Genomic DNA, 25541 nt, shown 5'->3' with positions numbered 1-25541 from the left:
GATCATGTCCGTCCTTTGGGGCGCAGCAGATCAGCGAATGCATCGCCCATCAAACTAAAGCCAAGCCCGGTCAATACGATAGCCAAGCCCGGCATCAGGCTCATCCACCATGCGGTCAAAATAAAGTTGCGCCCCTCAGCAATCAGAACACCCCATTCTGCTTCTGGTGGTTGTGCGCCAAGTCCCAGATAACCAAGTGACGAGCCAAGCAGAATGGCGAGCGCCATATCGGTCATCCAATAGACGATAATGGGGGAGCTGATATTGGGCAAAAGATGCCGGAAAATGATGCGGCGGTCAGAAAAACCAAGCACAATACCTGCCGCAGCATAATCATTAGCCTTTTGGGTGCGTATTTCCGCACGTGTTAAACGTGCATAATAAACCCAGTTTACGGCGGTAACCGCCAGATACATATTGATCAGACCGGGCCCGAGTACTGCGACAATGGCAATTACCAGAACCAGAAACGGGAAAGTAATAATAGCGTCCACGCAACGGCCGAAAATAACATCGGCAATACCGCCGTAATAGCCGACCAGCGCACCAACGGTAACACCGATCAGCAGGGCAAAAATCGTAGCGAAAAATGCGATTTGCATATCGACCCGATACGCCCAGATAACCCGTGACAGCATATCGCGGCCAAAATTATCAGTACCAAACGGATGTGCAAGACTTGGGCCTTGTTGCATGGCTTCAAGATCAAAAGCCAGCGGATCATAGGGCGCAATCCATTGCGGAAAAAACGCCATTGTCAGCGAGAGTGCAACAATGATGAAACCGGTAACAAATGCCGGTCTCCGGCAAGCGCGCTGCAAAAAAGCAACCACGCGCGACCGGGAGTTATGGTGAGTATGAACAAGCATAGTCATGCGTGACGAAGCCTCGGATCAAGCCAGGATTGCACCAGATCTGTGAACAGGAACACCACAGAAACGGTGATGGCGAAAGTGAGCGTCAGCCCCTGAATCAGCGGATAATCGCGAGCGAAAATGGCTTCCAGCATTAGTCGTCCAAGCCCAGGCACCGCAAATACGGTTTCAGTAACCAATGTGCCGCTCATGAGATTGCCAATGGAAAGCCCAAGCAGCGTTACTGTAGAAACAAGCGCATTTTTAAGCACGTGCCGTGACAGGATGATGCGCCGCGACAAACCTTTCGCGCGTGCAAACTGCACATATTCCGCATCGAAAACATCAATCAGAGAGGCCCTCAGGCTGCGCAAAATAATTGCGGAAATATACAATGCAATACTGAGTGCGGGTAAAAACAAATGGTGCAAACGTTCAGCAAATGTCTGGCCATAACCGCCAACCGGAAACAATCGCAGCTTTGCCGCGAGCACTGTTAAAAGCAGTAGGCCTATGTAAAAAACCGGCGTCGACAGCCCGATCTGAAACATTGAACGAATACTTATATCAGCCCAGCCATTGGGTTTGGCGGCAGCCACAAACGCCAATGGCCCTGCCAGTAATGTTGCAAATAACACAGCATAAAGCGCCAGAAAAACTGTTGTCGGCAAACGATCAAGGATTAATGTCCCAACCTGCTCTTTGAGCATGATGGACGTACCGAAATTGCCGCTCAGTGTATTCTTGACAAACAGAAAAAACTGCATTGGCAAAGGCTGATCAAGGCCGAGATTATGACGAATAATTTCAAGTTGTGCATCGGTGGCTTTAGCATCAGCCATTGCAATGGCCGGATCACCGGGAAGCATACGCACCAGCAGAAAGATGAAAATCATAACCAGAAGAAAGGTCGGGATCATCTGCAACAAGCGTGAACATAGATAAGCGAGCGTAGGCATGGAATAATTTTACCGGAATGCTGGCATGCCGGTTCACAACTTTCAATAAATCGTAAACCGACATGCAACAGTGATTAAAGGGGTAGTGGCCGGATCCAACATGTTTAAGGTTGATCAATCCGGCCAGTCATCTCTGTCACATCGGTCATTTTTGCTTCCACGCAGAGGCAAAGTCATTGATGCCGAGCGGTGTTTGCACATAGCCTTCCACCGACTTTGACAAGGCGGTTGAGAACGGCGTTTCAAACAAGAACAATAATGGTGCCGCATCTGCATAGATTTTCTGCATCTGCTCATATTGATCTTTACGTTTAGCCGGATCAGCTTCAACATTAGAAGCTTCAAACAAGGTGTTAAATTCCGGATTATTCCAGCCGGTACCAACCGATTGGCGAATGTTATAATAGCCAAGCCAACCGGTTACCTGTGCCGGATCATTGATGTCATTTGCCCAACCATAGGTATGAATATCAAACTCTCCGGAGCGGTTTTTGGCGCCACGTGTCGGGTTATCTACCTGTTCTACCACCAGCTTAACACCAAGTGGCGCCCACATCTGCTGCAATGCAGTAAACAGAGTTGAATCCTCCGCACTACCGGCCAGCGTAGTCAGCTTTACTTCAAAACCACCACCAAGTCCGGCCTCGTCCAGCAATGCTTTGGCCTTCGCAATATCATAGGCATAAAGCGGTTCCGGGCCGTAATGCAGATTGGTTGATGCTGCCATCAAGGATGTCATTGGCGTGCCGGTATCAAAGGTAATCAACTTAACCAGCATATCCTTATTGGTGGCATAGTTGAGTGCCTGGCGTACGCGCTTATCCTGCAAAGGATTGGCGCTGCCATCGGTGCGTTTGTCACGCGTATTGATGGGCGCATAAACAATACGGCTCGACGGATAAAGCTCGGCTTTGATCTGCGCATGGGTATTCAGTTCAGCCACCCGCGAAAACGGGATAAACTCAGCACCATCAACTTCACCCGCCTGCAATTTCAAAATACGCGTTGCATCATCAGGAATGATCAGAAACTCAACCTCATCAAGATAAGGCAAAGCTTTGCCATCTTCCCCAGAACGCCAATAATGAGGATTACGCTTCAACACCATACGCGAACCCTGACTGCGTTCAGTCATAATGAACGGCCCCGAACCCGCCTGACCATTTAGAAAAAATGCGCGTGACTTATCCTGATCTGTCGCACCTTCAGCCTTGCTGAATGCAGCTTTAGGTATGATGGCAGTATTGAAGCTGGCCAGAACTGCCAAGAGTGTAGGGTCCGAGTTTTTCAGACTGATGGTAATTTTATTTCCGTCAGCGCTAATTTTATCTACAGAACCCAACAAGCCTGACCATGGACCAAGCGCACTGTCACGGGCACGATTAAGTGAGAACACCACATCCTCACCGGTAATCGGCGCACCATCAGAGAATTTAAGACCTTCACGCAAGGTCAGATCAATGGTCTTACCATCGGCTGATGTCGCAAAATGCTCTGCAAGTGCCGGTACAATCTGGCCATCGCTATCATTGCGCAGCAAGGTTTCATACAGGCTGGTAACCAGCCAGATATCCGGATTTCTATCGGCATAAATCGGATCAATGACTGTGCTGTCATCATAACGAGCAAATGTCATCTTTCCGCCGCGCTCAACCGCTTGCGCTATCGTTATTGCACTTCCGAATATACAGACTGCCCCCAACAGCAGTGATGTCAGTTTTTTCATACTAGCCTCCCCCCAGTAGTTTCCTCTTATCTGTTACCTGCATAACTGCTGCAGACCATCTTTTGTCGGCAAACCGGACATGAAATGCTTGGCTTCAGACGGGAATATGTTAAGTTTCCCTAAAGTTTTGAGCCTGCAATTAACAGGAATCCTACATAACTTTAGCAACACTAAAGTTCTTAAGTGAATATGAGTCAAGTGGAAATCCGACATGAATGCGAAAGAATCGGCTAAAAAAAACACGCCTGCGAACAATGAAAGCCTTGGTGCCTTATTGCGGCAGCGCCGTAAGGCGATCGGCATGACGATGAAAGAGGTCGCCAAACAGGCAGACCTTACGGAAGGTTTTATCAGCCAGATTGAGCGCGGCATTTCCACACCGTCGCTGATGACACTTTATAATGTGGCAAATGCGCTTGGCACCAGTATAGATTCTTTTCTCAAACAGACACCACAACACGAACACTCGATCATTTCACGCGCAGGCTCACGCCGCGGCTATAATATTGAAACACCGGAGCGGGTATATGAATTGCTGGAACACGGTTTCCCCGGCGCTCAGCTCAACGGATGTATCACGCATATACCTGCAGGCTACACTTCTGAAATGACTTCACACGAAGGCGAGGACTTCCTCTATCTGATCGAAGGTGAATTAATCTACGAAATCAATGGCAAGGAATATCACCTGAAAGCTGGTGATACATTACATTTTCCATCCTCGCTGCCACATCGTGCCCGCAATATCGGTACCGGTCCAGCCCGTGAATTATGGGTGGGCACCACACCGGTATTTGCCCGTCAATCTGAATAAGCCAAATTTCATGCTGAGCCCGCCTGCGTGTGAGAGGCCCTAAACAACATGCGCGTGTAGTCACTTTGCATTTCACCGGAGCGTAACTGCTCGCGTGTCAAAGTTTCAACACAGCTCGCATTCTGCATGACCATCAACCTGTCACACATATAGGAAATCACAGCGAGGTCATGGCTGACAATTATAAATGTCAGGTTCAGCTCCGTACGCAACCGGTTGAGCAGATTAAGAATTTCAGCCTGAACCGACACGTCTAGTGCTGAAGTCGGCTCATCCAGCAGTAATATTTCCGGCGACAGTGCCAAAGCACGCGCAATAGCCACCCGCTGGCGCTGACCACCAGACAGTTCATGCGGATAACGAAAACGGTGGGCTTCAGTCAAACCAATCATTTGTAAAAGCTCGACAACCCGCGCTTCGACATTATCCATGCGATTAATATGCATAGGCTCGGCTATTGCCGGACCAATAGTATAACGCGGGTGCAATGAGGCATAGGGATCCTGAAAGACCATTTGCACCAACGGCACCAGATTTTTACGTTTGGCCTTGCGCATATTCAATCCGGCAATATCAATATCTCCGTTCCAATCACTGTTCAGCCCCATCACGGTGCGCAAAATAGTCGACTTCCCTGAGCCGCTTTCTCCGACCAGCCCAAAGCTTTCGCCCTTTTTCACATGTAAACTGACATCACGCACGGCTATAGCATCACCAAAATGCACATTCAGATGATCAATCCTGATCATGATACAGCCCTCCCCCAATGTGCCTGACGCTCAAGCACAGGCAGCGGCGTTAAAGGGCCGTCAATGCTTGGCAGGCAGGCCAAAAGCCCACGCGTATAAGGATGTGTCGCCTCATGCATACGGCGCGCATCAAGCGTTTCGACAATTGATCCTGCATACATAACCAGTACCCGATCACAAAAGCGTGCGACAAGATTGAGGTCATGACTGATAAATATCAGCCCCATACCACGTCTGCTGACAAGCTCATCCATAATATCCAGCACCTGCGCCTGCACACTGACATCGAGTGCAGAAGTTGGCTCATCGGCAATCAACAACTCCGGTTCGCGCACCACCATCATGGCAATCATAACGCGCTGCCCCATACCGCCGGATAATTCATGCGGGTAAAGATCAAAGACACGCTCCGGCGCTCTGATATGGACGGCTTCGAGTATTTCAAGCGCTTTTTTGCGCATCATGGCCCGCGACAAAGAGCGGTTGCCGATATAAATGGCTTCGACAATTTGCTGACCAATCCGCATAACTGGATTGAGTGAAAATTTCGGATCCTGCAGGATCATTCCCATACGATCACCGCGCAACTGGCGGCGCGTGCGTGGTGAAGCACTCAGCAGATCAATATCTTTAAACTGCATGACATCAGCAGATACGCTGGCATAGGCGGGTAAAACGCCCATGATTGCACGGCTTGAAAGGCTTTTACCCGAACCGCTCTCACCGACAATCCCCAACTTCTCATGGCCAACAGTAAAAGAAACGCCTTTAACGGCTTCAGTGACACCGCCACCTTCAGCAGGAAAACCGATCCTCAGATTTTCAACATGTATTAACGGCATCATATGCGCCTCCGCAAATGTGGATCAAGCAGATCACGCATCGCATCACCTAAAAGATTGAAACCAAGGCTGACTGTAAAAATTGCAAAGCCCGGAATTGTGGCTACCCACCATTGATCAAAGATGAATTTGCGGCCTGTTGAAATCATGGCACCCCATTCAGGTAATGGTGGCTGTGCACCCAGCCCGATAAAGCCGAGGCCGGCTGCAGTCAGGATAATACCAGCCATATCCAGTGTCATCCGTACGATCACCGAAGACATGCACATGGGTATAATGTGCCTGAATATTATGCGCATTTGTGAGCCGCCGGCCAAACGCACGGCGTTCACATAATCACTGTCACGTACGATCAGGGCCTCTGCACGTGCAAGCCGTGCATAAGGCGGCCATGCGGTCAGTGTTATAGCTAATGCAGCATTGACAATGCCGGGCCCGAGTGCGGCCACGAAAGCCAGCGCCAGCAATAATTTAGGCACAGCCAAAAACACATCTGTAATACGCATAAACACCGCATCCAGCCAGCCACCATAGGTTCCGGCCATCGCGCCGATAATCAGCCCTATCGGGGCGGATGTTAGTACCACCAGCCCGACAATCAGCAAGGTCAGCCGCGACCCATAGATAATGCGCGTAAAAATATCACGGCCGAGCTCATCTGTGCCAAACCAGTTCGCCGCATCAGGTGGTGACAAACGCCGTGCCAAATCAGGCAGATATGGATCATGCGTTGCAATCAATGGCGCCAGCAGTGCAGACACAACAAGTACGCCAATAATGAACAGCCCGACCATACCCAGACTGTTTTTAGAAAACCGCGCTGCAAATTGCCTGAACTGGTTTAGACGAGCTCGCCGCAACAGGCGACGGCTTTCGGCAAGGCTTATGTTTGATATTGTCATCTTGGCAACTCTGTCAGCGTTTGAGATTGGAACGCGGATCCAGCATGCGATAGAGCATGTCGGACAACATATTCAGAACAATGAACACTGCACCGATCAGCACCGTACCACCAAGTACCGCATTCACATCGGCACGAAACAGCGAGGACGCCAGATAATTACCGATGCCGGGCCATGCAAAAATGGTCTCAATCAGCACTGACCCCTCGAGCAAACCACCGTAAGACAGTGCAATGACAGTGACCAGCGGGATGGCTGCATTGCGCAACGCATGCAACATCACGGCACGATATTCGGTTGCACCTTTCAAACGGGCGGTCAGTACATATTCACGGGTTAACTGATCAAGCATCATAGATCGTGTCATGCGTGAAATATAAGCGAGACTAAAATAACCAAGCAGTACGGCCGGCAATACAATATGGCTGCATGCATTACGGAAGACCTCCCATTCACCGGCAAGCGATGAATCAATCAGGATTGATCCGGTCACCGGCCTCACTATACCCTGATAGAACACATCCACTTGTCCGGGGCCTGAAACCCAATCAAGTTTAAAGTAGAACACATAAAGCCCGACCAACCCCAGCCAGAAAATCGGGACTGAATAGCCAATCAGTCCGATAATACGTATCAGCTGATCCGGCCATCGATTATGCCAATAGGCCGAGGCAACCCCTGCAGGCACACCGATCACGGTGCCGATTAAAAGCCCAAGTGTTGCCAGCTCAAGTGTAGCGGGAAAAAACCCTGCCAGATCCTTAAGAACCGGCCTGTTGGTAACAAAAGATGTTCCGAAGTCGCCTTGTAAGACCTTGCCGACATAAGAAACAAATTGTTGCCAGAGCGGCTGATCCAGCCCCATCTCCAGAAAGACCCGCTGATAGACCTCTTCACTGGCTTTTTGACCAACTACCGATAAAACCGGATCAATGGGAACAACGCGACCAATAAAAAAGGTTAAAGCCAGCAGCCCGAGAAGCGTGACAGCGATCGTCACCAGCCATGACAAAAGCTGGCCGGAAAGAGAGAATAACCGGGTGGTGAAAGCTATGGCCATCGAACCGCTCCGCATAAAGATAAAAATCCGGGAAAAATGAGGCAGCGGCAAAATATAAAACTATGCCGCTGCAATCTGTTGCCGCGTTATTTGGTTACATTCCAATAGCGGTCATCAGAGAAAGTCTGACCAAGCACCAGGCCTTTAATTTCAGCACGCGTTGCCACTTTGCGCACCTGCTGGAACATGTAGAGAAATGGCGATGTGTCGGTATGTTTTTTTTGCAATTCCTCATACATGGCACGGCGCTTATCGGTATCCTGTTCACGCACTGCCGCCATTGCATCTTGCGAGAGCTTGCCAGCATCCCAGCCAAAACGATCCGCAAGACCAGTCGAACCATCCGGTGCATCTTTTTTATTCACTGCAAAAGCCTTCGCATTGGAATGGGGATCCGGATAATCCGGCCCCCAAAGACCAAACCAGATATCAAGACTTGCCGAGCGGTAGCGCTCAAGCCATTGCTGGCCATCCACCACTTCAAGATTGAGCTTCACACCGGCCTGCGCCATAGTTGCCTGAATGGCTTGGGCGAAATCGGTATAAGGCGGCGTATTCCAGACCACAGAATCCAGTGTAAACTCGCCTGATATACCTGCTTCACTCAGCAGGGCTTTGGCCTTTTCCACATCAAGGTCATAGGGTTTATAGTCCAGCGCGCCGAGAAAGCCGTTAGGCACTAAAGTCTGATGCACTTCCATTGTGCCTCGTGAGATCGTGTCAACAATCCCCTGATAATCAACCAGATATTTTAGCGCTTTAACCACCTGCGGCTTAGCAAGATGCTCATTACGAACATTCAGCCCCATGTAATAAATGGTACCGGAGCGGCCATCGACGACCGTTGTGCCGGACTTCTCACCCAGAGCACCAAAATCATCAGGGCCAAGCTTATTGGCAATATCGATATCGCCTTTTTCCAGTAACAGGCGTTGAGCTGCACTTTCAGGAATATGCTGCAGGAAAATCCGCTCAACAGGTTTCCCGTCTTTCGGTGCATCACCGGTAAAGTTAGGATTCCGTGTCAGTAGAATTGATTGTTTCGGCTCCCAGCGCGTCAACATATAAGGACCTGAACCAGCGGAGTTTTCAGCTTTCAGCCATGCATTGCCGAAATCTCCATCCACCTCATGTTCCTGCACAAGCTTGGAATCGACGATACCGCCGACATAAGACGAGAGACAATAATACAAAAATGACGGTGCATAAGTATCAGCAATCTCAATGACCAAAGTCTGGTCATCAGTTGCCTTAATACGGTCTTTAACATTTTCCTCAGTTAGCCCGAACTGCGATAGGATAAATGCCGAACGCGACTTCATTTCAACCACACGACGCAGCGAATATTCAGCGTCTTTAGCGGTTACCGGATTGCCGGAAGCGAATTGCATGCCGTTACGCATTTTAAACGTGTAAGTCTTGCCATCCGCAGAGACATCCCAACTCTCAGCCAGTACACCAACAATCTTGGACGGATCTTCAGGCGCAAAACTGACAAGCGGTTGATAAATCTGGTTAGCTGTCAAAACACCCCCAACCTCGGAAACTTCACCCGGGTCAAGCGTAATAATATCATCAATCGCATCGGCCACCACCAGCGTATTCTTAGGTGTTGCGGCAAGCGAGTAAGAACTTGTCAGCGCCAGACCGACAAGCGCTCCGGTAAAGACTTTAAGCATTTGCATATTTGCCTCCATTTTTAGCGGACAGTTTTACTGCTTACCGCCTGATCCCTTATTGTTATTCTCAGTTTAGTCACGTCTGATCCGATCCGGCGCAACCCATGCCGGATTATTCCGGAAAGACCCGCATTGTTCCGACCCATAATTCTGTCGCTGTTTCAAAACCGGTATTACGTAAACGATGCGTTTGTGAGGATGGGAAATGCAATGTGCCACCCTGCTCCAGCGGATAATCCACACCATCAATTTCATAAATAACGGAGCCGCGGATCAGATAAATGAAATCCTCACCCTCATGGCTCATGAGATCCGATTCATACCCCGGCGGCACATGTGTCATACATGCATTCAGTTTTGCCCCGCTAAAGCCCGGCTCCAACAACTCATAGTGCCGCTCACTATTATCAATGCGGATGATCTGCCGGTCATGCCTGTGGCTGACACTTTTACCGCGCCGCTCCAGTGGTGCCGATACAAAACGATCCACTGGCACATTAAGTGCTTTGGCAATCGCATAGAGCGAGGTCAGTGACGGCTTGCTGATACCACGCTCAATTTGACTGATAAAACCTGATGTCAGGCCACAGCTTTGTGCAATTTCACGTAAGGTTTTGGCCGCTTTTTCGCGCTCAAATCTAATGCTTGCGCCAAGATCGTGCCCCGCCGAATAATGACCTGATGAATCTGCTGCGTTTTCCGATGGCAAAGACGTGCCGGACTTGTTGATTTGCAAGTATCGCCCCCTCTGCTAACCTGACAGTATCAATCAATAAACTTTAGTCACACTAAAGTCTCATATATCAGTCTGTCAACAGAGTTTTACCGATCTCGCTATTTTTTTGGATATACTGAACTTGCCGCGCCATAATAATAGTGACATCCGGAAATGCAGCTATTCGTGTTAGGAAGCCTCAATGTGGACGACAGAGAACGGCGCCCGGCTGCTCCTGAAGAGGTTGTTTCGGAGCTATTCTTTTTTGAAGAAGCTATTTTTGATGGCAATTATCAGGGGCCGGTCTTTGCCAAGGATCAAAAGAAGGCCATGTACAGCCCGAGCGCAGAGATCGTGAACGGTCCGATGTTGCCAAGGGCTTCGAAGTATTGCCACGGCGCTGGGTTGTTGAATACACTTTTTGCGTGGCTGGGGAGATGTCCAAGGCTGGCAAACTATCTTGAGAACCTGTCGAGAAACGCACTCGCCTTACTCAAATTAGCATCAATTGGCCTCATGCTACGAACACTTTGTTCAACATGATAAGCTCTCAGATCGACTCGCAAACTTTTAACGGCATGTTGGCCGTTCAATTCAGATTTTTACTTGGCACTCCGATAAAGCTCTAGAATAGCTTGGCTGTATATGTGCTATTTGAAGCTTTGTCCGCTCATTACCGATAATTGCCCAGTCATCCGGCCAATCAAATTGAAATGCTTCCCAAGATCAAAGCTTAGAGGGACAAATGTACCTCGAACGGATGTCTACTTGTGTATATGCAGATCAGCATTCCATTGGCGCGCAAAGGTTACGACACGACTATACAACCCCTCATAGCCCAAAATGAACCGGTCAGAATACAACAAATTCACGATGTACTTTTGTTTGCAAGGTTTACGATCTTCCGTCTTTAACCATACAGTCAAACGGTCAGAAAATGGGTCGAGCTTGCTTGTGGTGCTGCGCTGAAACTTTGGCACAAGCCATTGAGACGTAAGTATTTGCGGATGGTGTTCCTGGATAATCCTGTTCGTTGGGCGAACTCCCGTAACGATAGTTCGCGCCGTTAATGCCAGCGTCGGCCAACGCTCAATAATGCCACGTTTATCACTCCAGAAGTAAGAGCCTTGACCAAAAAATTAATGAGCACCCAAGCAAAATCGAGATTGGATGTGACGCGATACTTGTGCCGGATGGCCAGATTAGAAAGCTCAGTATTACAGCGCAAAATAGAACCAGGCCTAAATCTAGATGAGAGGGAGGGGCCAGCTGTCACGCGTAGCAGTCGTCACATGACTGCCCACTTACCAATCTTTCGTGGATGTTGGCGGCGTTTGAACCTGAACTACGGCATTGGCTAACAGGTGAATGCTAATCTAATGTCCGAAACGGAGCGCTAGACGAGCTTCACCATTACCGCCATGCTCGCACTTCTTGCGATTGTCCATCACCCCTCATCACAGTCATTAAGTATTGTACATGGTTGCTTGGTTCATTACGCCCGATTTGAACCTGTTTCAGCAAGGTATTAGTATTTGCTAACAAAAGAAGGTCTTGGTAAGTTTGAGGAATTCTGGACAACAAAATACCATCAGCCTACTGATTGAATTGATTGTTTTGATTTTGATTGCGGGGCACGCAACCACCGATACCGACATTCATTAGAGGTAGCCATATAGCAGCGCATAATGGATATATAACTAAGTCTTTTCAACTAATTCTTGCAGATCGCTAAGCACGATGCCTATCATTAAACCGGCAGCAGGCCAGTTTGCTTCAGATTCGGCAGACACTAAAAAAGTAATAAGTTCACTCTACCGCTGTTACCACTGGTAAGATATTCTCTTCAAGCGGAGGAATTTCAAGCATAGTGCTGAACAATGCCAACGTACGGCGATGGAACGGCGTAATCTTTACGACCGATAGAATAAATCAGTTCGTAAGCTAGGGCAACAGCGCCGCCAATCACTACGGACGCTGCCGGTTGAACCGGGAAATACATAGCCGCGAGGTTTTTAACAGTTAGACCCCAAAGGCATGGCCATTTTTTAGATAGGCGTAACCGCTAAGCCTCTGGAAATTGTCACAGTGGTAGATTTGGGGTTAGAGACTTCGCGCGAACCCACTTTACGATCGCTACGCCAAATCTCATATATAAGATTGAAACAGTCACCGCTGAAGTACCAAAGCAACCAATTCCGTCTGCCTGCCGGTTCCGGTTTTCTCGAATATATTGCGCATATGAAAGGCAACAGTAGAGCGCGAGACACCAAGGTCAGCCGCGATTTGCGTCAGCTTCCCACCTTTACTGAGCGCTTGTATGATCCGTATTTCTGCGGGTGTAAGGCCATAAGCTTCCGCCAGTTTTGTAAAATTGGGTGTAGCCGGCCGCAATAGGCGCGCCGAACGAATACGCCCGATTTGACGCAGACGGGTTTCGATGGTCGCCAGCAAGAGATCATAATCGATTGGCTTAACGAGGTAATCATCCGCGCCAAGCCGCTTGCCATCGACGATGTGTCGGGGGTCGGCAAGAGCCGAGAGGAACACAAACGGAATTTCGGTATAATCAGGCCCCTTTTCTTGCAGGGCCTTAAGCACACCATATCCATTGAGACCAGGCATGGAGATGTCGCAAAGAACCAGATCGGGGCAGACACGCGCCAGCTTGTCGAGCGCTTGCCTGCCATTGCTGGCTTCGAGGACATCATACCCCGCCTCGACCAGTTCGTCCACGATGTCACGCCGCAATTGCACTTCGTCTTCAATACAAAGGATCACAAACGGCTCCGCGATCATACCGTCTCCTTTCTTAAGGTCACGGGCGCAACAGCATCGCAAACAGAGGCAGAGCGTGGCAGCGATATCGCCATTCGAAATATGTCTGGCTCCGAAGCTTGCAATTGCACATCGCCGCCCTGCAAGCGCGCAAGCGCTTTTGCCATATAAAGACCAACGCCAATACCGGGACAGCCTTCAGTATTGCTGCCGCGATAATAGCGATCAAAAAGCAAATCAGGCACGAACACCCCTCTAGGTGATCCAATATTGGTCACGATGCACGTGATCCGTGACTCGTCACAAGCGAAGCTGACCGTGATCGGGGTCGCCTTCGGTGAATATTTCACGGCATTGGACAGAAGGTTAGTCAAAATGTGTTCCGCATGCACGGGATCACAATAGGCAACAGGCGAAACACCGTCAGGAAGCGTCACTGTGATCTGTCGCCAGCCCATATCCTCATCCTGCCGCGCGCAGATATCCGCAACGAGGTGGTTGAGGTCGCATTCTTGGCTACGGACTTCTATCTGGCCTGCATCGAGCTGTGCGGCATCGAGGGTGCTTTCCACCAGCCGAACCAGACGCGCGATGGCGCTGCGGGCCTGGTTGCCCCGCTCCATTATCTCTGCCGGCGCAAGTCGGTCGCGTCGGCGGATCAGGCGCTGAAGCGCTGAATCGACAAGAGCGAGCGGGGTGCGGAACTGATGAGAAATCATGGTGCCAAAATTCCTATAAAGATCAGCTGTATCACGTTCTCTGGTCAGCGCCGCCTCAAGCTCCTGCGTGCGCGCCTGCACCAATTGCTCCAGATGGTCGCGATGATCCGCAATCTCCCGTTGCGCCGCCCTGCGTTTGGTAACGTCCGAGACCAGTAGGATTGTGCCAATGATGCGCCCGCCGTCACGCAGTGAGAAGCAGCGCAAATCGACATAAAGAGGGCTAGTCTGGTATGGGGGAAAGAATGGTTGATCCAACAATGCAACTGCTTTGCCCTGAAGAGCGCCGTCAATTGCCTGCTCGATCCGGTCGACCGCGAAAAAGCCTGATAATTCTCCCAGCGCACCACCTGTTGCCCGATCAGCACCAACACGAAAGAGCCGTTCGGCAGCCTCGTTCCAGACCGTGCAGCGTCGATCCATATCGACAGCGATAATGCCTTCATCGCTGGATCCGATCAGGAGTTCGGAAAATGCCTTTTCCTTGTTGAGCAAGCGAGTCCGTTGCCTTGCATCGCGGATCGCCAGCAGAAAATGAACGCAAAGCATCGAACCTGCCAATGATATGCCGATCATGGAGATAATGATTTGCCACAGCTGCTTGCGCGTGACATCAAGCGTCGCGCCAAGATCGTCCCATTCGGCCACCATTGCCTTGTTGGCAGCTTCAGTGAGCGTCGCATTGTAAGGAGCCAGCAGAGCTCTGATACGCGGCATTGTCGCCAGGCTGGGGCTCTTCAGCAATGAGCCGAGTTCGGGCAGGCTTTCCCGCAACGCATCCAGAGAGTCCGACGCGCCAAGTGCTTCCATCCGCCGACGTTGCGGGCCATCATCAAGCAAGGCAAGCCGGCTGAGGAATATGTTCAGGCGCAACTCCATCTGCGCATGATCAATTTCTCCGGAAGCGCTGTTCGCGATGGCCTCGCTCAGCTGAAGGCTTGAAATATGCGCCCGTGAGATCACCCACAGCATGTTCTGGGTGGCCTCAATGCGCATGTTGCGTTCGATATCGGACAGGCGCATCAGAGAGAATGCGAGCAGAACGACAAAGATGGCGATGGCCGAAACAGGCAGCGCGACGCCCAGCAATGCACGTGCGCGCCTACTCATCGAATTTCCAGCGATTTCAATTGCCAAACCCAACGATAATCAAAGCGGATATCCTGCAACTCGGCATGCTGGTCACGTGGGTAGACAATCCATAGCGGCCCCTTATCGCTCGGCAGTAGCGGTTTGCCGTCCAGCTCATAGGCAACAAGAACGTCGAATTGGTCAAATTCCTCGACTGCGATTTCAATCGCGTAATCATTTAGGGCTCTCGCCGTCACGACTGTGCCATAGGAGCCGACATGCGCCAAAAGATCTCTCATAAGAACGCCGTCAAAGCGGTGTACGCCATCTGTGACAGCGGTGGTTGTTTCGAGCCGCGCTGGAGGTAGTGTCCGCAGCTCCACAATGTCGAAATGTGCCACCCCTTCCGCATCGCCCTTCGAAATAGCGCCGCTCACCTCAAGTATGGAGGGTGGCAATATTGACTGATCCTGACCACTGACTTCAGAGGAAAAGTAAAACAACATGGCTGTCAAAATAGAAAAGAAAAATACCTGCAAATCGACGCGCCTCCCTCCAAGTTGATCCCTATTTCTTTATGCCCTCTTATTTTATATTGTTTTCCGCCTTGGCACATTTTGACTAATTATACCCAGTTTTAGCGACATGTCCCTATCCAAATGGATGGGGCATGCCTGCTTTGCTTCTGCTAAAGTTTCCCGAGCGGACCTAAAAGGCAAGGTTATATAGAGGCGGGATGAAGCATGTGGGATTTTAGAATCAGTGGCGCGCTCACAATGATGGCGCGGACCATGCCGTTCATTATGCTGCGGATGGTAGTCTACTTCGGTATTGCCGTTGGCTATGTCTTGCTGACAGGGACCGGTGCCGGTATCGGCTATGGCGTGGGCGGCTTCGGTGATGAAGGATTTCAGGCAAACACAACACTATGGGGCGGAGTTATGGGCTTTGGCCTGTTTGGCGCTATCATGTACTGGGCGCGCGAATATATCCTCTATATCGTCAAGGCGGGTCATATCGCGGTATTGGTGGAACTGATCGACGGCAAACCAATGCCGGATGGCAAGTCGCAGATCAACTATGCGACAGCGGTGGTGAGAGAACGCTTTGCTCAGGCCAGCGTCCTGTTTGCTATCGACCAGCTGGTGAAGGGTGTGATCGGCGCGATCACCGGGTTGGTGCGCGGTATCCTGAGCATCCTGCCCATTCCGGGTGCGCAGCAGCTTTCGGGTATCCTAAACGCCTTTCTGCGGGTTGCTGTTGGTTTCATCGACGAAATCATTCTCGCCTATGCAATCCGCACTGGCTCGACAAACCCTTGGGGATCGTCCAGGGAAGCGCTCGTGCTTTACGGCCAAAACTACCGTGTCATGCTCAAAAACGCCGCCTGGCTAGCGATCATTGTCTACCTTCTGAGCTTTCTGGTGTTTCTGCTGATGCTCGCGCCAGCAGCTCTAGTAGTCTACGTGATGCCTGGCGCTTGGGCAGCCGGTGGCTTCGTGTTCGCGCTCTTGTTTGCCTGGAGCGTCAAGGCGGCATTGCTGGAGCCGTTCGCCATCGCCTGCCTGATGCAGGTGTTTTTCAAAACCATCGAAGGTCAGCAACCAGATCCCCAATGGGACGCAAGGCTGGAGCAGATGTCGGCCAAATTCCGCAAGCTGAAGGCGCGCGCCATGGGAACGTCAGGTTTTTCCGGCCCGCGTAGCGACAGTGACGTGCAGCCCGCATGAAACAATTTAGCGAACGAAACACCATGATGAAAGCTCTGAAAACGGCACTGATCGCGGCCAGCGCCATCACCACCCCACTGTCAGTCGCTGCGGCAGCAGAAGACGTGATCATCGTTTATGACGCCTCCGGCTCGATGTGGGGACAGATCGGCGGCACTAGCAAGATCGAGATCGCACGCGACGTGATGACCGATCTCGTGACCGGCTGGTCCGACGACATCAATCTCGGCCTGGTCGCCTATGGACATCGCTCAGAAGGCGACTGCCGCGACATCGAAACATTGATCGAACCGGGACCGCTCGACAGGGCAAGATTCATTAGCACGGTGAACGGCATCCGCCCGAAAGGAAAGACGCCGATTTCCGCAGCCGTCCAGCATGCCGCAGAACTCTTGTCCTATCGCGACACCCCCGCCACGGTCGTGCTCATTTCCGATGGTCTGGAAACCTGTCAGGCCGATCCTTGCGCGTTGGCCGAGCAACTCGCCCGTCAGGGCGTGAAGTTCACAACCCATGTCGTCGGCTTCGACCTTGAGGACGAGGCCCATGCCAGCCTCGCCTGCATTGCCGAAAACACTGGCGGCGTCTTCGTTCCGGCCCAGAATGCTGCCGAGTTGAAAGATGCGCTGGTGCATATACAGTCGGTCATGGATTTGCAGCCAATGGTACAGCAAGAGGTCGAACCAACACCCGAACCGGAGCAGGAAGCAGAAATAAAGATCCAAGCGCCCGAAGTGGTGACCACCGGAGCAAGCTTTAAGTTGACGTGGTCGGCCTCCATCCACCCGGAAGATTACGTCACTATCGTTCCTGCGGGAGCTGAAGCAGGTAAATACACCAACTATAAGCGCGTGCGCGATGTCACTGAAAACAAGTTGACGGCACCTGCCGAGCCCGGCCTGTACGAAGTACGCTATGTCTTGCGTGAAGGGGGCCGCACCATGGCTTCCACCCCTGTGGAAGTCGTTGAGGCCGAAATGGGCATTGCCGCGCCCAAAGAAGTGATCACCGGCGCAAGCTTCAAGGTGACTTGGTCGGCTTCGATCCACCCGGAAGATTACGTCACAATCGTTCCTGCCGGAGCTGAAGAAGGTAAATACACCAACTATAAGCGCGTGCGCGATGTCACTGAAAATAAGTTGACGGCACCTGCCGAGCCCGGCCTGTACGAAGTACGCTATGTCTTGCGTGAAGGGGGCCGTACCATGGCTTCCACCCCTGTGGAAGTCGTTGAGGCCGAAATGGGCATCGCCGCGCCCAAAGAGATGACCACCGGCGCAAGCTTCAAGGTGACCTGGTCGGCTTCGATCCATCCGGAGGACTATGTCACAATCGTTCCTGCGGGAGCTGAAGCAGGTAAATACACCAACTATAAGCGCGTGCGCGATGTCACCGAAAACAAGTTGACGGCACCCGCCGAGCCCGGCTTTTACGAGGTGCGTTATGTGCTGCGGGAAGGTGGACGCACAATGGCTTCCACCCCCGTGGAAGTAATCACGGCTGAAGTGACAGTCAGCGGTCCAGATGTCGCGCGAGCGGGAAGTAAAATTAGTGTCACCTGGTCGTCTTCAATCCACCCAGAGGACTATCTCACCATTGTTCCCGCCGGGACCGCTGAGGGAAAGTATGCCGACTATATTCGGGTTCGGGACGCACGTGCAGGCGATATGAAAGCGCCAGCCGAAACCGGACTTTACGAAATCCGCTATGTGCTGCGCGAAGGCGCTCGCACCCTTGCCAGCCACCAGCTGGAAGTGGTGGCGGAAGACGCGCCGCTGGATGACGGAGCTGGGCTCAAGACACCGGCGCAGGCGGGTGTTAACGAGACGATCACCGTGTCGTGGAGCGCGGAAAACGGGAGCGCAGATCAGCGCATCGCTATTGCCCGCCCAGATCAGGCTGATTTCAGCTGGATCGATGCCCTCAAGGTTGGGACAGAAAAGTCGCTGGAATTGCAGATGCCTGCACAAGCCGGAATCTATGAAGTGCGGTTTCTTGACATCAGCGGCCGTAGGGTTCTCGGTCGCTCAATTGTGGAGGTCAAGTGAATATGGCCCGCGTACTCACGGTAGCGCTTGCTACAATCACGCTCAGCATCGTCGCTTATCCGGCGCAGGCCGAAATCGACGGACACGGACCAGATGCCTGGCGCGTCACGGGTGTCTCCGCCAACGACGGCCTCAACGCCCGGATGGGGCCCGGTACCAACTATCCGGTGATCGAAAAATTCGCTCACAATGAGCGCAGCATGCAACAGATCACCTGCGTGCCGTTCTACACGGCAGCCCATTATACGGTGATGTCGGAGGCACAGATCAGGGCGCTGCCGCCACGTTGGTGCCTGATGCGCAACAAAGGGATGAACAAGGCCGGCTGGGTAGCACAACGCTACATCACGCCTGATGGCAGTGAACCCATCGCCACGGCAGCAAAGACCCATCCGGCGCAGCCTGTACATGAGCCCTATACAGCTGCCCCTGATATCGATCCGGTTGGCCAAGCACAGGATTTGGTGCGAGAAATTTACGAACGCCAGTTCCAGTCAGAAAACAGCAAGCTGCCAAGCGCGTTCGATCCGAAGGTGTCCAAGAACTACTTTACCGACGAGATTGTCGCCTGGCTGGCCTCAGGCAAGCTTGGTGCACATCCGCTTTACGGCGCTCAGGACTTCGATGTCGCCTTAGAAGAACCGATGCCTGATCCTCGCCAGCCGATGCTCCGCGGCATGATCACTATCAACGTCGATTTCACCAATTTCGGCAAGAAACAGCGCGCGGTGTTTTACCTTCGTGCTGACACCACAAAATCTGGCGCACCGTTGCGGATTTTCCGCGTCGAGCATGACGGCTGGTCATATCCATAAGCACTGGAGAGCGAAATGTTCACGCAAAAACCCAAAACGCAAAGGCGCCGTACGCGCATCGCTCTCCTGATCGCTTCGTGCGGCAGCCTTATGCTTGTCGGGTGCAGTGCAGAGGCGGAAGCACCGACAGCACAGAGCGTTCCCACGGCTGGATCAGGTGTTCTGGAAACCACCGCAGGTCGCTACGAGTTCACGCCGACAACATGTGCCTTCTATGAGCAGGATGGAGCCTACGATATTGAGCTCCGAGGTCCCGGAACGACGCCAGACGGCGAAAAGCTCTTCTTCGAACTGTCGTCAACGGCGAATGCACTTACCATTGGCCTCGGCGTCGATCGTCCCTACGCCAGCCCTGAGCGGAAGATTCAGGCGGGTCGGGTCGTTTCGCAGGAGTTTGACATCGTTGTCACCGGCGAAAAGCTGTCGGTTAAGGATCTGGTGCTGGTCAATGAGAATGGCGCGCCCGTCGGGAATGGCGCTAACCTCAGCATCGATTGCAGCACACAGTAAGAATAGATTGAATTTCAATGAAAATCTACGGAAATGCCGACGACGACTAGGCATTTTTTAGTCTCTGACTTCTCACATTAACTTCTTGTTTATACAGAGAGACAGGAAGCATCTAAGTCATATTTAGCGAAACGTGAATAATTTATTGCACGCGCGAAATGCCCTACCGAATGTTTCCGCTCACACGGCAATCTTACCCGTTTCAACACAGAACAGAAGTAGACTTCAGGCGATCATTTTCAGTTTCTAGGGGCGTGTTATGACAAGGCTGTCAACGAAATGTTCAGCTGTGCCGTCAATGGTATTTCCCCATTTTTATTGGGGTTTTGTAGTAGAACTCAAGCGGCCATTTTCATTTTTGTATCTGTATCATCTCCCCGATGTCCATATTTGGTCTTTCGTTTCTATATGTCCAGAACCACTTAGTGGCGAATTCCTGGGCCTCCTCAGTGTGAACCGTACCGGGTTTGCCGGAGGCTCCAACTTCTGAGAGAGTGGAGTCACTATGAGCAAAACAACGAACAAATTTTCACCTGAAGTCCGTGAACGCGCCATCCGTATGGTGCTGGATCACGAGGCAGAGCACCCATCGCGATGAGCAGCGGTTTCATCTATCGCAGCCAAAATCGGCTGTTCACCAGCCACATTGCATGAATGGTTTAAAAAGACAGGAGTTGATGGCTGCAAGCGAGCAGGCTTGCCAAGTGATGTGGCTGAGAAGATGAAGGCTCTAGAGCGTGAGAACCGCGAACTTCGCGAGGCCAATGAGATATTACGCAAAGCATCTGCTTATTTTGCCCAGGCGGAGCTCGACCGCCCCTTCAAACGATGATCTCATTCATCGACGAATACCGTGGTGTGTTTGGGGTCGAGCCGATCTGCAGACTATTGTCTATTGCCCCGTCAACCTACTACGAAAACGTCGCCAAGCGCCTGGACGTCAACCTGCTGCCGGTCCGCTCCCGTAATGATATCAGCCTGAAGATTGAGATACGTCGTGTCTTCGAGCAAAACTTCCGCGTTTATGGTGTTCGGAAGGTTTGGCGGCAATTAAAGCGTGAAGGCTTTGATGTTGCCCGCTGCACTGTGGCCCGGCCCGGATGTCGTGAAAGTCAGGAGTTCCGCGACGGTCATCAAGCGCAGAGACTTTGTTAAGTATCTATTTACTCTCATGGAAATCGTAAAATTTTATCGATGATGATGACGCAAGGCCGTTTTATACTGATGGAAATTCAGAGGAGTCAGACTTTGATTTTGAGTCGTATCACGATTATTTCCGTGCTCTATACCGTGTTCTCGCTATCTTCAGCGTATGCAGAAACCTTGACCATTTGCACCGCTGTAGCCGATGCTTCATCGGGCAAGATGCTGAAGCAAGAAGGGGACTGCGATACGCGCACCACTTCGGCGTCTACCTTCAAAATTGCCATTAGCCTTATGGGGTTTGATGCTGGTTTTCTGAAAGACGCGCATACGCCGAGCGTACCGTTTAAGGAAGGTTATACTGACTGGAACCCGGCTTGGCGGAGCGTGACCGACCCCACGAAATGGATCAAGGATTCCGTTGTCTGGTATTCGCAGCGGGTTACGGAGGCGGTAGGCGCGGAGCGGTTCGGTCGCTACGTTCAGGAATTTCAATACGGCAACGAAGATGTCTCGGGTGATCCGGGCAAAGACAATGGCCTTACGAACGCATGGCTGAGTTCGTCACTGGAGATTTCGCCCCTTGAGCAACTGGCGTTCTTGCGAAAAATCGTAGGTCGGGAGCTACCCGTAAGTTCCCATGCTTACGACATGACGCGCACCATCGTTGATATCGGTTTGCAGCCAAGCGGTTGGCATATTTACGGCAAGACCGGCGCGGGTATGTCAAAAAATCCCGACGGAACGATCGCGAAAGGGCAGCCTTGGGGTTGGTTCGTAGGTTGGGCCACGAAAGACGATAGGACAGTGGTGTTTGCTCGTCTCACGAAAGACACCACCAAGCCGTCAACGTCTCCCGGGAAGGCAGCTCGCAAGGCGGTCCTTCACGATCTATTCTCGGCAGCCAGCGACCTATAAACAGTCGGGTAAGATCGTCCACAACTGGGTCGTATTCGTGGATGGTGGTAGCCCTAGTTGGTCGCGTCCCAAACGGCGTTCGGCATCATCAGAGCTACCAGGAACAGCGACGTTGGGGTGGTTTTTAGACTGTCTGCTTTGTGGCATGAATAGACCTGTGTGGACTGGCCGCTCGTCCCCTCCCAAATGCAGTTCTGCATAATGGGTGGTGCCCTAACGCCTTTCAATTTCGAAACGCTATCGGTCTCCACTCGTCCGTTGGTCGTAGTGCGGGCAACGCCGCCTGCCAGAAATGCCCCTGAAATGGTTGGTCGTAAGACCTACTAATAGGTACTCCCGACAAAGCACAGAAAAGCAGCGTGCCGACCGCGCCATGGGCGACAATCGCCAAATCGCCTTCTACGTGTTCGGCCACGATTTGGGAGACGACGTTTCTAACACGCGCTTGTGCATCAACGGCCCTTTCCCAGCCTCGAATACTGGTCTCCGGCGCGGCAAAGAAGCTGTCTGCCACGGCTTCGAATTCCGGTGGTGGCAGGAAGCCCGTTGCGCGTCGATCGTTTTCCCCAAGGTTGTTGGAGACTTGAATACCGAGTCCCAATGCACCGGCCAGGATGCCGGCAGCTTCAATCGCCTTTGTTTCAGTGCTGGACCAGACCGCTCCGACATTTGAAACGATAGAAGAGGCCGCGAACGCTCTCATTCGTTCGATACCTCGTGGACTCAAATTCCAGCGTTCGATCGGCGTTTCTGGATCAACGACAACTTCGGGATGAGTGATAAAATATAAGCTGGCCATGGCCATATAGTATACAATCGAGGCACTGGTTGGAAGCTATCTTGCAGATCGGCCGTGGGGCGCCAGTCATACCTGCCAAAACGTAGATACGAACGGCAGGTTTCGGGCAACAAAAAACCCTCAGCCAACGGTTTGAATTGATTGAGGGTTTCGAGTTCTATTTGGTTGCGGGGGCAGGATTTGAACCTGCGGCCTTCAGGTTATGAGCCTGACGAGCTACCGGGCTGCTCCACCCCGCGATAAACTTGTGAGCACCGAGCTTAGCCCGACTTTTGTATTTGTCTGTCCTCGACCTTTGGTCTGCGGTCAGACGGGAGCTGCTCCACCCCGCGTCAAAGAATGTCGGGTCTTGAGCCCGGGAGCGCAGTCAGGCGTAGCCTGATGAGGTGAGACCGGAAAGCAATTGATTGATTATCAATTACCGGCCGAACGGGCTGCTCCATAGCCCTTCATTTCAGCTTTTGAGCATATTTGCCTTGTCATTAATTACAGACTGCATATTTGCTTAAAGGCTATTAGCCAGTTTAACATTATAATTTCTGGCTTGATATTTTTGAACGCTTTGCGCGTTTTGAATGATTTGTTTTGTATTGATTGTGAGATTATTGTTTTGTGCGTTTTGCAGACCTGGCAGCGACCTACTCTCCCGCGTCTTAAGACGAAGTACCATTGGCGCTGGAACGTTTCACGGCCGAGTTCGGAATGGGATCGGGTGCAGCCGCTCCGCCATAACCACCAGGTCAGCAAAGCGCACAGAAACAAATAAGAAGCTGGGTTTTTCGTGCAAAGTTTTTCAGTCAGTGGCGTGTCGAACACAATTGTGTTCGCAAGGCCGACTGGCCGTCGCGGTTTATACCGCGCCTCTCGGAGCCATTCACAAAGTGAATTAGGCGTGAGAGCAAACAATCCTATCATCGACGACCTTTGGTCGTCGCTGATGGATATTGAGAATGAGAACAATCAAGTCAGTCGAGCTATTAGTACCGGTCAGCTGCATGCATTACTGCACTTCCACATCCGGCCTATCAACGTGGTGGTCTTCCACGGCTCTGATAGGGAATACTCGTTTTTAGGTGGGTTTCCCGCTTAGATGCCTTCAGCGGTTATCCCGTCCGTATATAGCTACTCTGCTATGCCGTTGGCACGACAACAGATCCACCAGAGATACGTCCATCCCGGTCCTCTCGTACTAGGGACAGATCCTATCAATATTCCTACACCCACGGCAGATAGGGACCGAACTGTCTCACGACGTTCTGAACCCAACTCACGTACCGCTTTAAATGGCGAACAGCCATACCCTTGGGACCTGCTCCAGCCCCAGGATGCGATGAGTCGACATCGAGGTGCCAAACAACCCCGTCGATATGGACTCTTGGGGGTCATCAGCCTGTTATCCCCGGCGTACCTTTTATCCGTTGAGCGATGGCCCTTCCACACGGGACCACCGGATCACTATGACCGACTTTCGTCTCTGCTCGACTTGTCTGTCTCGCAGTCAGGCGGGCTTATGCCATTGCACTCGACGAACGATTTCCGACCGTTCTGAGCCCACCATCGCGCGCCTCCGTTACTCTTTAGGAGGCGACCGCCCCAGTCAAACTACCCACCATACACGGTCCTGGACCCGGATATACGGGTCGCAGTTAGACATCTATGACGATAAGGGTGGTATTTCAAGGATGACTCCACTCGAACTGGCGTCCAAGCTTCAAAGTCTACCACCTATCCTACACATGTCGCCACAAATGCCAGTGTAAAGCTATAGTAAAGGTGCACGGGGTCTTTCCGTCTAACCGCAGGAACCCCGCATCTTCACGGGGAATTCAATTTCACTGAGTCTGCGTTGGAGACAGCGGGGAAGTCGTTACGCCATTCGTGCAGGTCGGAACTTACCCGACAAGGAATTTCGCTACCTTAGGACCGTTATAGTTACGGCCGCCGTTTACTGGGGCTTCAATTCAAGGCTTGCACCTCTCCTCTTAACCTTCCAGCACCGGGCAGGCGTCAGACCCTATACGTCGTCTTGCGACTTCGCAGAGCCCTGTGTTTTTGGTAAACAGTCGCTACCCCCTGGTCTGTGCCACCCCCATCTAGTTGCCTAAAAAGGGGTCACGCTTCTTCCGAAGTTACGCGTGCAATTTGCCGAGTTCCTTCAACGCAGTTCTCTCAAGCGCCTTGGTATTCTCTACCAGTCCACCAGTGTCGGTTTAGGGTACGGTCTATATGTGGGAGCTATTTCCTGGAACCGCTTCACTGCAAGATCAATCCAATAAGACCTTACAATACACGCGATCCGTCACTACCCACAGGCCCACGAATATTAACGTGGTTCCCATCGACTACGCCTTTCGGCCTCGCCTTAGGGGCCGGCTAACCCTGCTCAGATTAACTTTAAGCAGGAACCCTTGGACTTTCGGCGAGAGTGTCTCTCACACTCTTTATCGTTACTCATGTCAGCATTCTCACTTCTGATATCTCCAGGGGCCCTCACGGGTCCCCCTTCACAGACTTACAGAACGCTCCGCTACCACGCACATTAAGTGCATCCACAGCTTCGGTGTATGGCTTTAGCCCCGGTACATTTTCGGCGCAAAGACCCTTATCTAGACCAGTGAGCTGTTACGCTTTCTTTAAATGATGGCTGCTTCTAAGCCAACATCCTGGTTGTTTTGGGATCCTCACATCCTTTCCCACTTAGCCATAACTT

At 51.7% G+C, this 25541-nt stretch carries 19 protein-coding genes, 1 tRNA gene, 2 rRNA genes, 2 pseudogenes and 1 other annotated feature (1 of these 25 cut by a window edge); of the genes and pseudogenes, 8 read left to right on the top strand and 16 right to left on the bottom strand.

Annotated elements, in window-relative coordinates:
* Positions 1-2 precede the first annotated feature (2 nt).
* The 3 genes from MP213Fo_RS07835 to MP213Fo_RS07825 all read right to left on the bottom strand — a co-directional run bounded on the left by MP213Fo_RS07835 (position 3) and on the right by MP213Fo_RS07825 (position 3539).
* On the bottom strand, positions 3-875 hold the full coding sequence (locus tag MP213Fo_RS07835) for an ABC transporter permease (protein WP_421088514.1): 873 nt from the start codon (positions 873-875) through the stop codon (positions 3-5).
* Positions 872-1813 carry an ABC transporter permease gene (locus MP213Fo_RS07830; protein WP_421088513.1) on the bottom strand — a complete coding sequence of 314 codons (942 nt, stop codon included), beginning with the start codon at positions 1811-1813 and terminating at the stop codon, positions 872-874. The genes MP213Fo_RS07835 and MP213Fo_RS07830 overlap by 4 nt, the downstream gene beginning before the upstream one ends.
* Before the next feature lie 145 nt (positions 1814-1958).
* A complete protein-coding gene (locus tag MP213Fo_RS07825) occupies positions 1959-3539 on the bottom strand; it encodes an ABC transporter substrate-binding protein (protein ID WP_421088512.1) in 1581 nt (526 codons plus the stop codon).
* 211 nt (positions 3540-3750) lie between these two features.
* Here MP213Fo_RS07825 and MP213Fo_RS07820 point away from each other — a divergent pair, with 211 nt between their 5' ends.
* Positions 3751-4353, top strand: a complete 603-nt coding sequence (locus MP213Fo_RS07820; protein ID WP_421088511.1) for a cupin domain-containing protein — start codon at positions 3751-3753, stop codon at positions 4351-4353.
* 8 nt (positions 4354-4361) lie between these two features.
* On the opposite strand, the gene MP213Fo_RS07815 is transcribed toward MP213Fo_RS07820, so the two are convergent.
* From MP213Fo_RS07815 to MP213Fo_RS07790, 6 genes are all read right to left on the bottom strand, one after another.
* Positions 4362-5102 (bottom strand): ABC transporter ATP-binding protein, encoded by a 741-nt coding sequence (locus tag MP213Fo_RS07815; RefSeq protein WP_421088510.1) that lies wholly within the window; start codon positions 5100-5102, stop codon positions 4362-4364.
* The gene (locus MP213Fo_RS07810) at positions 5099-5947 is read right to left on the bottom strand and encodes an ABC transporter ATP-binding protein (RefSeq protein ID WP_421088509.1); all 849 of its coding nucleotides are present in this window, start codon (positions 5945-5947) and stop codon (positions 5099-5101) included. Before MP213Fo_RS07810 ends, MP213Fo_RS07815 begins: the two co-directional genes overlap by 4 nt.
* Positions 5944-6846, bottom strand: coding sequence for an ABC transporter permease (locus MP213Fo_RS07805; RefSeq protein ID WP_421088508.1), 903 nt, complete (start codon positions 6844-6846; stop codon positions 5944-5946). Before MP213Fo_RS07805 ends, MP213Fo_RS07810 begins: the two co-directional genes overlap by 4 nt.
* Before the next feature lie 13 nt (positions 6847-6859).
* The gene (locus tag MP213Fo_RS07800; RefSeq protein WP_421088507.1) at positions 6860-7906 is read right to left on the bottom strand and encodes an ABC transporter permease; all 1047 of its coding nucleotides are present in this window, start codon (positions 7904-7906) and stop codon (positions 6860-6862) included.
* A gap of 86 nt (positions 7907-7992) precedes the next feature.
* Positions 7993-9591: an ABC transporter substrate-binding protein gene (locus MP213Fo_RS07795; RefSeq protein WP_421088506.1), complete on the bottom strand. Its 1599-nt coding sequence runs from the start codon at positions 9589-9591 to the stop codon at positions 7993-7995.
* 106 nt (positions 9592-9697) lie between these two features.
* On the bottom strand, positions 9698-10321 hold the full coding sequence (locus tag MP213Fo_RS07790) for a helix-turn-helix domain-containing protein (RefSeq protein ID WP_421088505.1): 624 nt from the start codon (positions 10319-10321) through the stop codon (positions 9698-9700).
* Between the two features lie 335 nt (positions 10322-10656).
* Between MP213Fo_RS07790 and MP213Fo_RS07785 the strand changes: the two are divergent.
* Positions 10657-10760, top strand: a pseudogene (locus MP213Fo_RS07785) (IS5/IS1182 family transposase); the annotation flags it as partial.
* A 1709-nt stretch (positions 10761-12469) separates the two neighbouring features.
* Here MP213Fo_RS07785 and MP213Fo_RS07780 read toward each other — a convergent pair.
* Genes MP213Fo_RS07780 through MP213Fo_RS07770 form a run of 3 tightly spaced genes read right to left on the bottom strand, consistent with a single transcriptional unit; the run spans position 12470 to position 15407 of the window.
* Positions 12470-13081, bottom strand: a complete 612-nt coding sequence (locus MP213Fo_RS07780; RefSeq protein WP_421088504.1) for a response regulator — start codon at positions 13079-13081, stop codon at positions 12470-12472.
* Positions 13082-13095: 14 nt separating this feature from the next.
* Complete coding sequence (locus MP213Fo_RS07775) at positions 13096-14907, bottom strand: ATP-binding protein (RefSeq protein WP_421088503.1); 1812 nt, start codon at positions 14905-14907, stop codon at positions 13096-13098.
* Complete coding sequence (locus tag MP213Fo_RS07770) at positions 14904-15407, bottom strand: molybdopterin-dependent oxidoreductase (protein ID WP_421088502.1); 504 nt, start codon at positions 15405-15407, stop codon at positions 14904-14906. The genes MP213Fo_RS07775 and MP213Fo_RS07770 overlap by 4 nt, the downstream gene beginning before the upstream one ends.
* Before the next feature lie 204 nt (positions 15408-15611).
* Here MP213Fo_RS07770 and MP213Fo_RS07765 point away from each other — a divergent pair, with 204 nt between their 5' ends.
* The 6 genes and pseudogenes from MP213Fo_RS07765 (at position 15612) to blaOXA (ending at position 22032) form a co-directional block, all read left to right on the top strand.
* Complete coding sequence (locus MP213Fo_RS07765) at positions 15612-16598, top strand: hypothetical protein (RefSeq protein ID WP_421088501.1); 987 nt, start codon at positions 15612-15614, stop codon at positions 16596-16598.
* Complete coding sequence (locus MP213Fo_RS07760; protein WP_421088500.1) at positions 16595-18646, top strand: vWA domain-containing protein; 2052 nt, start codon at positions 16595-16597, stop codon at positions 18644-18646. Before MP213Fo_RS07765 ends, MP213Fo_RS07760 begins: the two co-directional genes overlap by 4 nt.
* Before the next feature lie 2 nt (positions 18647-18648).
* Positions 18649-19461: a hypothetical protein gene (locus MP213Fo_RS07755; RefSeq protein ID WP_421088499.1), complete on the top strand. Its 813-nt coding sequence runs from the start codon at positions 18649-18651 to the stop codon at positions 19459-19461.
* 15 nt (positions 19462-19476) lie between these two features.
* Entirely contained in the window at positions 19477-19971 is a 495-nt protein-coding gene (locus MP213Fo_RS07750) for a hypothetical protein (protein ID WP_421088498.1), read from the top strand.
* A gap of 505 nt (positions 19972-20476) precedes the next feature.
* Positions 20477-21066: pseudogene (locus tag MP213Fo_RS07745) on the top strand (IS3 family transposase); the annotation flags it as partial.
* Positions 20758-20874, top strand: a sequence feature (AL1L pseudoknot). Its footprint overlaps the pseudogene before it by 117 nt.
* Positions 21067-21195: 129 nt before the next feature.
* Positions 21196-22032 carry a class D beta-lactamase gene (gene blaOXA, locus MP213Fo_RS07740; RefSeq protein ID WP_421091068.1) on the top strand — a complete coding sequence of 279 codons (837 nt, stop codon included), beginning with the start codon at positions 21196-21198 and terminating at the stop codon, positions 22030-22032.
* Positions 22033-22255: 223 nt separating this feature from the next.
* Here the strand turns inward: blaOXA and MP213Fo_RS07735 are convergent, their stop codons facing one another.
* The 4 genes from MP213Fo_RS07735 to MP213Fo_RS07720 form a co-directional block, all read right to left on the bottom strand.
* Positions 22256-22837 carry a histidine phosphatase family protein gene (locus tag MP213Fo_RS07735; protein WP_421088497.1) on the bottom strand — a complete coding sequence of 194 codons (582 nt, stop codon included), beginning with the start codon at positions 22835-22837 and terminating at the stop codon, positions 22256-22258.
* Positions 22838-22993: 156 nt separating this feature from the next.
* Positions 22994-23070 (bottom strand) — tRNA-Met (locus MP213Fo_RS07730).
* A 386-nt stretch (positions 23071-23456) separates the two neighbouring features.
* Positions 23457-23571: ribosomal RNA gene (rrf, locus tag MP213Fo_RS07725) — 5S ribosomal RNA — on the bottom strand.
* Positions 23572-23787: 216 nt separating this feature from the next.
* A 23S ribosomal RNA gene (locus tag MP213Fo_RS07720) occupies positions 23788-25541 on the bottom strand (it continues 1055 nt past the right edge of the window).

The organism is Pseudochrobactrum mosebachae (assembly GCF_048914685.1).
Taxonomy (GTDB): domain Bacteria; phylum Pseudomonadota; class Alphaproteobacteria; order Rhizobiales; family Rhizobiaceae; genus Pseudochrobactrum.
This window is presented reverse-complemented; position numbering and strand designations above follow the sequence as displayed.

Excerpts from the sequence above, each read along its gene's own strand:
- blaOXA (WP_421091068.1), top strand. The coding sequence starts at position 21,196 with ATGGAAATTCAGAGGAGTCAGACTTTGATTTTGAGTCGTATCACGATT.
- MP213Fo_RS07825 (WP_421088512.1), bottom strand. The coding sequence starts at position 3,539 with ATGAAAAAACTGACATCACTGCTGTTGGGGGCAGTCTGTATATTCGGA.
- MP213Fo_RS07765 (WP_421088501.1), top strand. The coding sequence starts at position 15,612 with ATGTGGGATTTTAGAATCAGTGGCGCGCTCACAATGATGGCGCGGACC.
- MP213Fo_RS07815 (WP_421088510.1), bottom strand. The coding sequence starts at position 5,102 with ATGATCAGGATTGATCATCTGAATGTGCATTTTGGTGATGCTATAGCC.
- MP213Fo_RS07835 (WP_421088514.1), bottom strand. The coding sequence starts at position 875 with ATGACTATGCTTGTTCATACTCACCATAACTCCCGGTCGCGCGTGGTT.
- MP213Fo_RS07735 (WP_421088497.1), bottom strand. The coding sequence starts at position 22,837 with ATGGCCATGGCCAGCTTATATTTTATCACTCATCCCGAAGTTGTCGTT.
- MP213Fo_RS07755 (WP_421088499.1), top strand. The coding sequence starts at position 18,649 with ATGGCCCGCGTACTCACGGTAGCGCTTGCTACAATCACGCTCAGCATC.
- MP213Fo_RS07750 (WP_421088498.1), top strand. The coding sequence starts at position 19,477 with ATGTTCACGCAAAAACCCAAAACGCAAAGGCGCCGTACGCGCATCGCT.
- MP213Fo_RS07800 (WP_421088507.1), bottom strand. The coding sequence starts at position 7,906 with ATGGCCATAGCTTTCACCACCCGGTTATTCTCTCTTTCCGGCCAGCTT.
- MP213Fo_RS07775 (WP_421088503.1), bottom strand. The coding sequence starts at position 14,907 with ATGAGTAGGCGCGCACGTGCATTGCTGGGCGTCGCGCTGCCTGTTTCG.
- MP213Fo_RS07810 (WP_421088509.1), bottom strand. The coding sequence starts at position 5,947 with ATGATGCCGTTAATACATGTTGAAAATCTGAGGATCGGTTTTCCTGCT.
- MP213Fo_RS07760 (WP_421088500.1), top strand. The coding sequence starts at position 16,595 with ATGAAACAATTTAGCGAACGAAACACCATGATGAAAGCTCTGAAAACG.
- MP213Fo_RS07795 (WP_421088506.1), bottom strand. The coding sequence starts at position 9,591 with ATGCAAATGCTTAAAGTCTTTACCGGAGCGCTTGTCGGTCTGGCGCTG.
- MP213Fo_RS07805 (WP_421088508.1), bottom strand. The coding sequence starts at position 6,846 with ATGACAATATCAAACATAAGCCTTGCCGAAAGCCGTCGCCTGTTGCGG.
- MP213Fo_RS07830 (WP_421088513.1), bottom strand. The coding sequence starts at position 1,813 with ATGCCTACGCTCGCTTATCTATGTTCACGCTTGTTGCAGATGATCCCG.
- MP213Fo_RS07820 (WP_421088511.1), top strand. The coding sequence starts at position 3,751 with ATGAATGCGAAAGAATCGGCTAAAAAAAACACGCCTGCGAACAATGAA.